This window comes from Janthinobacterium sp. GW821-FHT03C10, from assembly GCF_059420865.1.
Genome location: NZ_JBWKUN010000003.1, coordinates 215,306 through 227,335 on the forward strand (window position 1 = coordinate 215,306; position 12,030 = coordinate 227,335).

Below are 12,030 nucleotides of genomic sequence, written 5' to 3' on the forward strand. Positions count from 1 at the left end.
CCATGCATGCATTCCTTCACCTGCGTCAAGGACTGGGCGGTATGGGCGGGGCTATAGTCTGCACCCTGAGCCGATACAGGACTGTGAACACCATGATGCTTGAATCAACCACCGCCACCCGCGTGGCCGGACCACTGGAACTGGTCTGCCCCGCCGGCAGCCTGCCCGCCTTGAAAGCGGCCGTCGACAATGGCGCCGACACCGTCTACCTGGGCTTTCGCGACGCCACCAATGCGCGCAATTTCGCCGGCCTCAATTTCGACGAGAAGGCCATCGCCGAGGGCGTGCGCTACGCCCACCAATATGGACGCAAGGTGCTGCTGGCGCTGAACACCTATCCGCAGCCGCACAACTGGGCCGTGTGGCGCAGCGCCATCGACCGCGCCGCGCAGGCCGGCATCGACGCCATGATCGTGGCCGATCCGGGCTTGATGGCGTATGCAAGCGAGCACCACCCGCAGCTGCGCCTGCACCTGTCCGTGCAGGGCTCGGCCACCAACTACGAAGCCATCAATTTTTACCATGAACACTTCGGCATCGCCCGCGCCGTGCTGCCGCGCGTGCTGTCGATGGCGCAGGTCGAGCAATTGATCGCCAAGACGGAAGTCGAGATCGAGGTCTTCGGCTTCGGCAGCCTGTGCGTGATGGTCGAGGGGCGCTGCGCGCTGTCCTCGTATGCGACGGGCGAGGCGCCGAACACGCACGGCGTGTGCTCGCCGGCGAAATCCGTGCGCTGGCTGGAAACGCCGAACGGCCTCGAATCGCGCCTGAACGGCGTGCTGATCGACCGCTACGCACCGGGCGAAAACGCCAGCTATCCGACCCTGTGCAAGGGGCGTTTCGAAGTCAACGACGAAGAGTATTACGCCATCGAGGAGCCGGCCAGCCTGAATACGCTGGCGCTGCTGCCGCAACTGATCGCCATGGGCGTGCGCGCCGTGAAGATCGAAGGGCGCCAGCGCAGCCCCGCCTATGTGGCGCAGGTGACGCGCGTGTGGCGCGAAGCGATCGACGCCTGCCGCGAAGGCAATGCGCGCTACGCCGTCAAGCCGGGCTGGATGGCGGCCATGGACAAGCTGGCCGAGGGCCAGCAGCACACCTTGGGCGCGTATCACCGCTCCTGGAAATAGCAAAACCTGCTGCGCGTCCCGGGGCGCGGCCTGCGATGCTCACCGTGCTGGAGCACGGCTGCGCTTCTCGGCCCCGCCGCGAGCCGCTCGCTACGGTTTTGTAACTTAAAAAATATTGGAAAAGGCATGCTAAAACTATCTTTGGGTCCCTTGCTGTACTACTGGCCGCGCGCCACCGTTTTCGAGTTTTACCAGCAGATCGCCGGCACCGCCGTCGATATCGTGTACCTGGGCGAAACCGTCTGCTCGCGCCGGCATGAGCTGCGCCTGGCCGACTGGCTCGATATCGCCGACATGCTGGCCGCCGCCGGCAAGGAAGTGGTGCTGTCGACGCAGGCGCTGATCGAGGCGGGCGCGGAACTGGCGACCCTGCGCCGCATCACGGGCAATGGCCGCTACGGCGTCGAAGCGAACGACATGGGCGCCGTGCACTGCATGGAAAAGGGCGCGTCCTTCGTCGCCGGCCCCCATTTGAACCTGTTCAATGGCCCCAGCCTGCAACTGCTGGCGCGCCTCGGTGCGCGGCGCTGGGTGATGCCGCTGGAAATGGGGCAGACGGCGCTGGCCGAGATGCAGCGCCAGAAGCCGGAAGGGCTGGAGACGGAAGTGTTTGCCTACGGACGCATGCCGCTGGCGTTTTCCGCGCGCTGCTTCACGGCGCGCAACCGCAACCTGCCGAAGGACGATTGCGGCTACAGCTGCCTGGAAGAGCCGGACGGTCTGCTGCTGCGCACGCGCGATGAAGTGCCCTTCCTCGTGTTGAACGGCACACAGACGCAGTCGGCGCTGGTCTACAACCTGGTGCGCGAACTCGACGCCATGCGCGACATGGGCGTGTCGGTGGCGCGCATCAGTCCGCAAGCCATGCATACGGAACAGGTGATCGCCATCTTCGACCGCGCCCGCCGAGGGCAGGTCAGCGGCATCGGCGCCCAGGCCCAGCTGGCGGCTTGCCAGCCGGCCGGCGCCTGCGACGGCTACTGGCACGGCCAGCCCGGCATGGAACAGCACGCCGCCCATTGAACGCATCGAAAGGAAGAACATGCAAGATCAACTGGAAAGATTGCCCGTCCCGGCCCCCGTCCCGGCCAAACCCGGCATGAGCAAACCCGCCGTGTCGTACCGGCTGCCCGAACCGCTGGCCGAATTGCTGTCCAAGCTGCCGCCGTATCCCGCCTCCTGGCTGTTCGTGCAGGGCTTGAACCGCCTGCTGGCGCCGCAATTGCCTGACGACGTGCGGCGCAGCCTGGAGGGGCGCACCTTGCGTTTGCGGCTGCTGGACGCGGGGATCGCCTTCGATTTCGAGTGGCAGGGCACGGTGTTCGTGGCCGAGCGCTATGCCGACGTGCCCGATCTGTGCATCGCCGCCAGCGTGCATGACTTGATGCTGCTGGCGCGGCGCCAGGAAGATCCGGACACCCTGTTCTTCAGCCGCCGCCTGAGCCTGGAAGGCGATACGGAGCTGGGCCTGCTGTTCAAGAATACGCTCGACGCCATCGAATTGCCGCCGTTCGACCTGCAGGCGCTGGGACCGCGCCGCGTGCTGGCGCATCTGCGCGACCGGGGCGCGCGGGAAGGCTGAGCGGGGAGCTGGCGGCGGCAGGCGTTCAGTGGCGGCAGTGGCCGCAGGCGCCGCTGCACGAGGCCAGCTGTTCTTCATCCGTCGCCTCGCCCATGAAGCCGGCGCCGTTGACGGCGGCCAGCAAGCGTTCCTGCGTGGCCAGGCGTTCGTCGAATTGCACCGTGGCGCCGTGGCGCGCCAGTGAGACGCAGACGGTGGCCACGCCCGTGACCGCTTCAAGCGCGCCCGTCAACCTGTCGGCGCAGCCTTCGTGATCCATTCCAATAATATTCAAGCGCGCTGTCTGCATGGGTTCCTCTTGTTTTTCAGATAAAAAAACAGCGTAGGCGAGGGGCGTGCATGCCGTCCAGAGCAGCACGCAAGATTTATTTTGTATTTGCGGTTTTATTGATCTGGATTAATTCGTACCGCTTCACTCCGGCCTGAACTGCTGTTGTTTTATACACAGTTTCCATAATCCAGTCGACAAGCGTGCCCTGCTGCGCGATACTGTCATTCTGACAAGAACGCTGATGAAAGCGCTGGAAAGGAGGGGCCATGCAGCGCCGCCCCCTGCTCATGCTTGCCGGCCTGTGGCCGTTGGGCGCTGCGGCCGGCACGCCGCTGCCGCTCGTGTATCCGCGCCATCAGGCGCTCGATGATCCGCAGCAAGGTTATGTGACGGCCTTGCTGCAACAGGCGCTGTCGCGGTCGGGCCAGGCGTATGCCTTGCGCCGCTCCGCACTGCGCATGGTGCAGACGCGCGCCATGCAGGAAATCGCCATGGCGTCGGGCAGCGTCGATGTCGTCTGGGCCATGACGAGCCGCGCGCGCGAAACGCAATTGCTGCCGGTGCGCATCCCCATCGACCGCGGCCTGATCGGCTGGCGCGTGGCCCTGATCCATGCCCGCCAGCCGCAGTTGCTGCGGGGCGTGCGCAGCATCGCCGCCCTGGCGCGGCTGTCGGCCGGCCAGATGCGCGACTGGCCCGACTCCGTCATCCTGCAGGCGAACGGCTTGCGCCTCGATACCTCGAGCACCTACGAAGGCCTGTTCCAGCAACTGGCGGCGGGACGCATCGATTACTTTCCCCGCTCCGTGATCGAAGCCCAAAGCGAGCTGGCCAGCCATGCGCAATTGCCGCTGGCGCTAGACACCCACCTGGTCATCCGCTACCCGGCCGCGCTGTACTTTTTTGTCGGCAAGCACCGGCCGGAACTGGCGCGCCACATCGAGACCGGGCTGGAAACCATGCTGGCCGATGGCAGCTTCGCGCAGCTGTTCCAACGCCATTTCGGCCGTCTCGCGCAGGGCCTGAATCTGTCCCGGCGTTACGTGCTGGAGCTCGTCAATCCCGACCTGCCGGAGGAGACGCCGCTGGCGCGCAAGGCACTTTGGTATCGTCCAAATCATTACTAATGGTTTAGTTGAGCTATGTCAAACGACTGCTTCAATCGTGCGCAGGATGTTTGATAAAACGCAAAGCGAGTTCAACAGAACACCTGTTGACACTTGTAAAATTTTCACCGAACATGATTCCTCGTAACAACTTTTCCCCAGTGCAAACCTCCATGGCATGTGCTGCGCGGGATCCTGTACGCCCGTTCAATCGCCAGCGCTTGCCAGCCAGGGAACGGGTAACCAACCGTCTCTTTTCGAAGGTTCGCTCATGCTCGATTCGATCGCGTCGGTATTGCACCAGGTGCCGGAACTGGCCCTGTTCCTGGCGCTGGCGCTGGGCTACGCGGTAGGGCAGATACGCTTCGGCCCGATCCAGCTCGGCGGCGTGTGCGGCACCCTGATCGCCGCGCTGCTGATCGGCCAGCTGGGCATCACGCTGGACGCCAGCGTGAAGAACGTTTTCTTCATGCTGTTCATCTTTGCCCTCGGCTACGCGGGCGGTCCCCAGTTCTTTGCCAACCTGAATGCCAAGGGCTTGCGCCTGGGAATACTGTGCCTGATCGAAGTGGTGGTGGTGCTGGCACTGGTGCTGCTGGCCACGCGGTTCCTGGGCCTGGACCAGGGCACGGCGGCCGGCATGATGGCGGGCGCGGCGACGGAATCGGCCGTCGTCGGCACGGCCACGGACGCGATCTCCAAGCTGGCCTTGCCGGCGGCCCGCATCGCCGAGCTGCAAGCCAACGTGGTCACCGCGTATTCCATCACGTACATCTTCGGCCTGATCGCCATCGTCATCGTCACCAGCCAGATCTTTCCGCTGTTGTTGCGCGTCAACCTGCGCGAGGAGGCGGATAAATTATGGCAAAAGATGGGGGGCGCGCAAACCGATGGCGATGGGGTGCAGGCCACGCCGGAAATGGTGGGCCGCGCCTACCGCATCAGCCGCGGCGCGGGACGCCGTCTCGATGCCTTGCAGCATATTTTTGCGGGCCGCGCCAGCATCACGCGCGTGCGCCGGCACGGCAAGGTATTGCCTTTGGAGCCAGCACTGCGCCTGCGCAATAACGACGAAGTGCTGGTGATCGGCCACCGTCCCGCGCTGGTGGCGGCCGAAGCCATCCTGGGCGAGGAGTTCGCCGACACGACGGGCTTGAACATGGCCGTCTCCGCCGTCGAAGTGGTGCTGCAGCAAGCCGCGCTGGTCGGCCAGCCCTTGCGCCAGCTGGCCTTTCCCACCGGCGTGCACGTGGCGGCCGTCGTCCGCGGCGAGCACAGCATGCCGCCGCTGCCCGACCTTGCCCTGCAGCGCGACGATGTGCTGCGTCTGTACGGCACGACGGAAGGACGCGAACTGAACACGGCCTTGGCCGCCATCGGCAAGCGCGTACCCACGGGCGAGCGCAGCAATATCGTCTACGCCAGCATCGGCATCGTGCTGGGCGTGTACATCGGCGGCTTTAGCGCTAGGCTGGGCGGCATCCCCTTTTCGCTGGGCACGGGCGGCGGCGCCTTGCTGACGGGCCTCGTGTTCGGCTGGTACCAGGCGAGAAAACCTGGCATGCCGGGCATCCACCCCAGCGCGCTCGACATGATGAAGGATATCGGCCTGGCCACCTTCATCGCCTGCGTGGGCCTGGCGTCGGGACCGCAGGCGATCGACCTGATCCGCCAGTACGGCCTGTCGCTGCCCTTGATGGGCGTCTTGATCGCCGTCATCCCCGCCTCGCTGTCGTTGCTGGTGGGCCACTTTTTCCTCAAGCTGGAAGCGCCCGTGCTGCTGGGCGCCATCGCCGGCCAGCAGTGCAGCACGCCAGCCTTGTCGGCCGTGCAGAACGCGGCCGGCAATTCCACGCCCTTGCTGGGCTACACGATCACGTATGCGATCTCGAACGTGGTGCTGCCTCTGCTGGGGCCGCTCATCGTGGCCCTGGCCGGCTCCGTCCACGCATGAGCAGTTTGCAAGAGCACAGGCAGTAAAGAATTCCTTCAACACGAAAGGCGGTCCGCATGGAATGGTTGCATGAGTTATTCAAGAAGTCGCCCGAAATTGCCTTGTTTCTCTCCCTGGCAGTGGGCTACTACATCGGCAAGATCAAGTTCGGCTCGTTTCAGCTGGGCGGGGTCGCCGGTTCACTGCTGGTGGCGGTCCTCGTCAGCCAGGTGGGCGTGGCCATCGATCCCGGCGTCAAGTCGGTGCTGTTCGCGCTGTTCATCTACGCGGTCGGCTATGAAAGCGGGCCGCAGTTCTTCAATTCGCTGGGGCGCCAGTCGGTGCGCGAAATCATCCTGGCCGTCGTGCTGGCCGTGACGGCGCTGCTGACCGTGGTCATCCTGGCCAAGGTGTTCGGCCTGGACAAGGGCCTGGCGGCCGGCGTGGCGGCGGGCGGCTTGACGCAGTCGGCCATCATCGGCACGGCGGGCGATGCGATTACCAAGCTGGGCCTGGCGGCCGACGAGGTGGCGCGCCTGCAGGGCAACGTGGCCGTCGGCTATGCCGTCACCTATGTGTTCGGCTCGTTCGGCGCCATCATCGTCTGCGTCAACATCTTGCCTAAGCTCATGAAACGCACCATCCGCGAAGATGCGATCAAGGCGGAAACGGCGTTGCAGGCGGGCGTGCAGGTGCTGGGGCCGGGCCAGACGCCGGCCGCGCCCGACTTGATCGGCCGCATCTATGCTGTGGGGCCGGGCGCCGGCCGTACGGTGGCGGAGATCGAAAGCGCCAATCCGAACACGGCGATTACCATCGAGCGCGTGAAGCGCAACAGCCAGATCATCGACGTCAGCCCGGACCTGGTGCTGGCGGCCGACGATATCGTGCTGCTGGTGGGCCGCCGCGAAGCCATGCTCAGCGTCTCTTCCCAGCTGGGCAAGGAATTGCACGCCGTGGAAGGCATGGAACTGGTGATGCAGCGCCGCGACATGGTGCTGACCAACAAGGCTTACCACAACAAGACGGTGGGCGAAATCCGCAGCGCGACGGCGCCGGGCGTGCGTCACGGCATCTTTGTCGTGCAGCTGAGCCGCATGGGCAAGATCCTGCCCATGCAATCGGAAACCGTGGTGCAGACGGGCGACGTGGTGACCATCTATGGCGCCGAGCAGGACGTCAAGCGCGTGGCGGCCGAAGTGGGCTACATGATCGTGCCGAGCGCCAAGACGGACTTCGTCTACATGGGCGCCGGCCTCGTCGTCGGCCTGCTGGTCGGCTTGCTGGTGGCGCGCATCGGTTCGATTCCGCTGACACTGGGCAGCGGCGGCGGCGTGCTGCTGTCGGGCCTCGTGTTCGGCTGGTTCCGCGCCAAGCGCCAGACCTTCGGCTACATGCCCAGCGGCGCCGTGCAAATCCTCAAGGACCTGGGCCTGGCCGGCTTCGTTGCCGTCGTCGGCCTCACGTCCGGCCTGCAAGCCGTGCAAACCGTGCGCGAACACGGCCTGACCCTGTTCGGCGTGGGCGTGGTGGTGACCATCCTGCCGATGATTCTGACCATGCTGATCGGCCGTTACATCTTGCGCTATGACAACGTTGCCGTGTTTGCCGGCGCCTTGTCCGGCTCGCGCAGCGCCAATCCCGCGTTCGGCGAAGTGCTGAACGCGGCGCAAAACTCGATTCCCACCGTACCGTTTGCCATCACGTATGCCTTGGCCAACGTTTTCCTGACCTTGCTGGGGCCGCTGATTGTGGCCTTCGTCTGAGTCTGCATGTATGTGCAAGAACCATTGCAAGAACCCTCGAAATGATCAGTCTGATAAGGAGTAGCAAAAATGGATTTCAGTAACCCAAGCAAACTCGCCCTGTTGAGCCCATTCGAATTGAAGGATGCGCTGATCCAGACGGCCAAGCAAAGCAACCGCCTGATGCTCAATGCGGGCCGTGGCAACCCGAATTTCCTGGCCACCACGCCGCGCCACGGCTTCTTCCAGTTCGGCCAGTTCGCCATGACGGAAGCGGAGCGCTCGTATGTGTACATGGACGACGTGGGCGGCTTTCCCACGCGCGAGGGCATCGAGGCGCGCTTTGAAATCTTCGTGCGCCAGCATGCTGATACACCGGGCGTGCATTTCATCGAGGCGGCCGTGTCGTATGTGCGCGACCAGCTGGGCCTGAGCGCGGGCGATTTCATCTATGAGATGTGCGAAGCCATCCTCGGCTGCAACTATCCCGTGCCGGACCGCATGCTGCGCCTGTCCGAGAAAATCGTCGGCCAGTATATTCACCGCGAAATGATCGGCGAGCACCCGTTCGTCGGCAACTTCGACATGTACGCGGTCGAAGGCGGCACGGCGGCCATGACGTATCTGTTCGCCAGCCTGAAGTCGAACCACATCATCCAGGAAGGCGACACCATCGCCCTGGGCATGCCGATCTTCACGCCCTACATCGAGATTCCCCAGCTCAACGATTACAAGCTGAACACCGTGCACATCGATGCGCCGCAATCGAACAACTGGCAATTTACCAAGAAGGAGCTGGACAAGCTGCTGGACCCGAAAGTGAAAGCTTTCTTCCTCGTCAACCCCAGCAATCCGCCTTCCGTCAAGATCGACGACGAGACGCTGGAATACATCGCCAAGATCATCAAGAAGCGTCCGGACCTGATCATTCTGACCGATGACGTGTACGGCACCTTCGCCGACAACTTCGTCTCGCTGTTCGCCATTTGCCCGTTCAACACCATCCTCGTGTATTCGTTCTCGAAATACTTCGGCGCGACGGGATGGCGCATGGGCGTGGTGGCCACGCATGAAAACAATGTGCTCGACGACAAGATCGCCAAGTTGCCGGAAACCATCAAGAAACAGCTCGATGCCCGTTATCACTCCATCACGACGGAGCCGCGCCAGCTGAAATTCATCGACCGCCTGGTGGCCGACAGCCGCACGGTGGCGCTGAACCACACGGCCGGCCTGTCCACGCCCGTGCAGGCGCAGATGACCTTGTTCTCGCTGTTCTCGCTGATGGATGAAGAGCAAAAGTACAAGCAGTCGATGAAGCGCATCGTGCTGCGCCGCAAGGAAGCGCTGTACCGCGAACTGGGCTTGCCGATGGTGCACGACGCCAATTCGGTGCGCTATTACCATCTGCTGGACATGGAATCCCTGGCCGCGCAGATGCACGGCGTGGAGTTTTCGCAGTGGCTGCTGAAAAAACTCAAACCGAACGAAGCGCTGTTCCGCCTGGCCGAGGAAACGGGCGTCATCCTGTTGCCGGGCCGCGGCTTCGGTACTACGCATCCGTCGGGCCGCGTCTCGCTGGCCAACCTGAACGAATACGACTACGCGAATATCGGCCGCGCCATCCGCGGCATGGCGTCCGAGTTCTTCGCCGTGTTTGAAAAGGAAAAGGAGAAGGGCGGCAAGAAGGCGAAGAAGTAAGCCGCCTAGTTTGAGCAAGACGGGCGCCCCGCATGAGGCGCCCGTTTTTGTCTGTCAGCTTGCGTAACCAATAGTGCAGGCTGGAATGGACATCCGTGGATATAATTGCTATTGTGAAAGTATAAACATGGCAACCCCGTGCTTTCCCCTCATTCATTGACTGGACGCTACATGGGCAGATTGCAAGGACACTTATCATTATTGCTGGCGAGCGCGCTGGGCGCGGCCATGCCCGCCCTGGCGGAACCTCTTACATTTAATGAAGCGCTGCAGCAAGCGGCCAAGGCTTCGGGCGCCGTGCAGGGCGCGGCCCTCGACGTGCGCGCGAAAACCCTCAAGGCCGAGGCGCTGTCGAATATCGATGGTCCCTCCGTGGACCTGACGGCGTTTCGCGGCCGCCTGTCGACGGACTTGAATATCGATACGAGCGGCTTGTCCGGCGTGGTGGGCGGCATCGAGTCCGTGCTGCCGTCGATTCCCGGCTTACCCAAGCCACAGATTCCCAACTCCCTGAGCCGCGAAGTGGTGACGGACCTGACCTCGTTCGGCTTGCTGGGCATGTGGCCCATCTACACGGGTGGGCGCCTGGACGCCGTCAAGGGCCTCGCTTCGAGCCTGACCCTGGCCGCGCAGGCGGAGCGCACGGAAGCGGAAGAACAGCTGGCCACCCTGGTGGCGCAGCGCTATTTTCAATTATTGCTGGCCAAGCGCGTGGTGGCTGTGCGGGCCGAAGTGACGGCCGGCGTGACGCAGCACCAGCGCGATGCGGCCAGGCTGGAAAAGGGCGGCCTGATTTCGCGCGCGGAACGCCTGCGTGCCGACGTGGCCCTGGACAGCGCCCGCAGCGACGAGGCGCAGGCGCGCAGCGACGAGGAAATCGCCCAGGTGGCGCTCGACCGTTTACTCGCCGTCAATACGCAAGTGCGGCCCAGCACGCCGTTGTTCGTCAACAGCTTGCCGGTGGGGACCTTGCAATCGTTCATCAGCACGGGCATGCGCGAAAATGCGAACTGGAAAAAGATCGACAGCAAGCGCGTGCAGGCCGAGCAAGCCTTGAAGCTGCACGGCAAGGAATATGCGCCCACCGTCTTTGCCATCGGTAACTACAACCTGAATCGCGGTAACGAAAAACTCGTGCGCTCGAACTGGGCCATCGGCCTCGTCGTGGCTGTGCCGCTGGTGCACCGCATCAACACGGGCAAGATGATCGCCGCCGCCAAGCTGGACCAGGAGCGCGTGGAAGTGGTGGCGCGCCAGGCCGAGCGCGACATTCCCACTCTGATCGAAAAGAATTGGCGCGCGCTGGAAAACGCCCGCATCCAGTACCTGTCCACGGCGTCGTCGGTGGAGTTGGCGCGCGAAAATATCCGTTTGCAAACGGTCGCCTTCCAGCAAGGGCAAGTGACGTCGCTGGAAGTGGTCGACGCGCGCCTGAACCTGGCCAAGGTCGAGACCCAGCGCGCGCAGACGGCGTATAACTATGTGATGGGGCTGGCGCAATTGCTGGAAGCGACGGGCGAGACGCAGCGCCTGGGCAGTCTGGCCGCCGCGGCCGATATTCAATTACCTGTGGACAAATAATAATGAGCACATCCAAAAAACCATTGGCCATAGTCGCCGCCGTCATCGTCCTGGCTTTCGTGGGCTGGGGCTTGTACCAGGCGTTCCAGCCGCAGCGCCTGCCTTTGCAGGGGCAGATGGATGCGCAGGAAGTCAATGTGTCGTCGAAAGTGCCGGGCAGGGTGGGCGAACTGTACGTCAAGCTGGGCCAGACGGTGCCGAAAGGCGAGTTGCTGTTCCAGCTGACGAGTCCGGAAGTGGATGCCAAGGTTGCGCAAGCGACGGCCGCCACGCAGGCAGCCGATGCCGTGGCGCAAAAGGCGCAAGCCGGTGCGCGTCCCGAAGAAATCGCCGCCGCCAAAGCCAACTGGGAGCGGGCGAAAACGGGCGCCACCATCGCCAAGACCACGTACACCCGCGTCAACAATATGTACGAGCAAGGCGTGATTGCCCAGCAGAAACGCGACGAGGCGCAGGCGCAATGGCGCGCCGCCGACCAGCTGGCGCAAGCGGCCCGCGCGCAATATGACATGGCGCAAAAAGGCGCCCGTCCGGAAGACAAGACGGCCGCCGCCGCCCAGGCGCGCCAGGTGGGCGCCGTGCTGACGGAAGCGCAGGTCGCCCTGGCGGAAACGAAGATCGCCGCGCCCGTGGCGGGGCAGGTCAGCAAGATACAGATACAGCCGGGCGAACTGGCGCCGCAAGGTTTCCCCGTGATTACTCTGGTGAACCTCGACGACGCCTGGGCCGTGCTGCAGGTGCGCGAAGATGAAATGGCCGCGTTTGCCATGGGCAGCACGCATACGGCCAATGTGCCGGCGCTGAAACAGCAAGTGAGCTTCAAGGTCAGCTCAGTCGCCGTGCTGCCCGATTTCGCCACGTGGCGCGCGGCGCGCCCGGGCGGCACGGATTTGCGCACGTTTGAAATCCGGCTGCGTCCCGCCATCAAGGTCGAGGGCTTGCGTCCTGGCATGTCGGTCGTGTTTCCCCCGCTCTGATACG

The 12,030-nt window shown here is 63.8% G+C and carries 10 protein-coding genes; 9 read left to right on the forward strand and 1 reads right to left on the reverse strand.

Annotated elements, in window-relative coordinates; translation table 11 throughout:
- Positions 1-92: 92 nt before the first annotated feature.
- From ubiU to ubiT, 3 genes are all read left to right on the forward strand, one after another.
- Entirely contained in the window at positions 93-1,130 is a 1,038-nt protein-coding gene (ubiU, locus tag AC07VH_RS12150) for a ubiquinone anaerobic biosynthesis protein UbiU (RefSeq protein ID WP_412101868.1), read from the forward strand.
- 126 nt (positions 1,131-1,256) lie between these two features.
- Positions 1,257-2,153, forward strand: coding sequence for a ubiquinone anaerobic biosynthesis protein UbiV (gene ubiV / locus AC07VH_RS12155; protein WP_070311932.1), 897 nt, complete (start codon positions 1,257-1,259; stop codon positions 2,151-2,153).
- Between the two features lie 19 nt (positions 2,154-2,172).
- Positions 2,173-2,712, forward strand: a complete 540-nt coding sequence (ubiT, locus tag AC07VH_RS12160) for a ubiquinone anaerobic biosynthesis accessory factor UbiT (RefSeq protein WP_494788013.1) — start codon at positions 2,173-2,175, stop codon at positions 2,710-2,712.
- 25 nt (positions 2,713-2,737) lie between these two features.
- Here ubiT and AC07VH_RS12165 read toward each other — a convergent pair whose 3' ends face one another.
- Positions 2,738-3,001, reverse strand: coding sequence for a heavy-metal-associated domain-containing protein (locus tag AC07VH_RS12165; protein WP_475416511.1), 264 nt, complete (start codon positions 2,999-3,001; stop codon positions 2,738-2,740).
- A gap of 248 nt (positions 3,002-3,249) precedes the next feature.
- Here AC07VH_RS12165 and AC07VH_RS12170 point away from each other — a divergent pair, with 248 nt between their 5' ends.
- The 6 genes from AC07VH_RS12170 to AC07VH_RS12195 all read left to right on the forward strand — a co-directional run bounded on the left by AC07VH_RS12170 (position 3,250) and on the right by AC07VH_RS12195 (position 12,026).
- On the forward strand, positions 3,250-4,110 hold the full coding sequence (locus AC07VH_RS12170) for a substrate-binding periplasmic protein (RefSeq protein WP_494788014.1): 861 nt from the start codon (positions 3,250-3,252) through the stop codon (positions 4,108-4,110).
- 250 nt (positions 4,111-4,360) lie between these two features.
- Positions 4,361-6,043, forward strand: coding sequence for an aspartate-alanine antiporter (gene aspT, locus AC07VH_RS12175; protein WP_494788015.1), 1,683 nt, complete (start codon positions 4,361-4,363; stop codon positions 6,041-6,043).
- 56 nt (positions 6,044-6,099) lie between these two features.
- Complete coding sequence (aspT, locus tag AC07VH_RS12180) at positions 6,100-7,788, forward strand: aspartate-alanine antiporter (protein WP_494788016.1); 1,689 nt, start codon at positions 6,100-6,102, stop codon at positions 7,786-7,788.
- 69 nt (positions 7,789-7,857) lie between these two features.
- On the forward strand, positions 7,858-9,468 hold the full coding sequence (locus AC07VH_RS12185; RefSeq protein ID WP_475416506.1) for a bifunctional aspartate transaminase/aspartate 4-decarboxylase: 1,611 nt from the start codon (positions 7,858-7,860) through the stop codon (positions 9,466-9,468).
- Between the two features lie 171 nt (positions 9,469-9,639).
- Positions 9,640-11,049 carry a TolC family protein gene (locus AC07VH_RS12190; protein ID WP_489628068.1) on the forward strand — a complete coding sequence of 470 codons (1,410 nt, stop codon included), beginning with the start codon at positions 9,640-9,642 and terminating at the stop codon, positions 11,047-11,049.
- A gap of 2 nt (positions 11,050-11,051) precedes the next feature.
- Positions 11,052-12,026 (forward strand): HlyD family secretion protein, encoded by a 975-nt coding sequence (locus AC07VH_RS12195; protein WP_494788017.1) that lies wholly within the window; start codon positions 11,052-11,054, stop codon positions 12,024-12,026.
- Positions 12,027-12,030: the final 4 nt, after the last annotated feature.

What these genes read in the sequence shown, in the direction of transcription:
- ubiU (WP_412101868.1), top strand. Translation starts at nt 93, where the DNA reads ATGATGCTTGAATCAACCACCGCCACCCGCGTGGCCGGACCACTGGAA.
- ubiV (WP_070311932.1), top strand. Translation starts at nt 1,257, where the DNA reads ATGCTAAAACTATCTTTGGGTCCCTTGCTGTACTACTGGCCGCGCGCC.
- ubiT (WP_494788013.1), top strand. Translation starts at nt 2,173, where the DNA reads ATGCAAGATCAACTGGAAAGATTGCCCGTCCCGGCCCCCGTCCCGGCC.
- AC07VH_RS12165 (WP_475416511.1), bottom strand. Translation starts at nt 3,001, where the DNA reads ATGCAGACAGCGCGCTTGAATATTATTGGAATGGATCACGAAGGCTGC.
- AC07VH_RS12170 (WP_494788014.1), top strand. Translation starts at nt 3,250, where the DNA reads ATGCAGCGCCGCCCCCTGCTCATGCTTGCCGGCCTGTGGCCGTTGGGC.
- aspT (WP_494788015.1), top strand. Translation starts at nt 4,361, where the DNA reads ATGCTCGATTCGATCGCGTCGGTATTGCACCAGGTGCCGGAACTGGCC.
- aspT (WP_494788016.1), top strand. Translation starts at nt 6,100, where the DNA reads ATGGAATGGTTGCATGAGTTATTCAAGAAGTCGCCCGAAATTGCCTTG.
- AC07VH_RS12185 (WP_475416506.1), top strand. Translation starts at nt 7,858, where the DNA reads ATGGATTTCAGTAACCCAAGCAAACTCGCCCTGTTGAGCCCATTCGAA.
- AC07VH_RS12190 (WP_489628068.1), top strand. Translation starts at nt 9,640, where the DNA reads ATGGGCAGATTGCAAGGACACTTATCATTATTGCTGGCGAGCGCGCTG.
- AC07VH_RS12195 (WP_494788017.1), top strand. Translation starts at nt 11,052, where the DNA reads ATGAGCACATCCAAAAAACCATTGGCCATAGTCGCCGCCGTCATCGTC.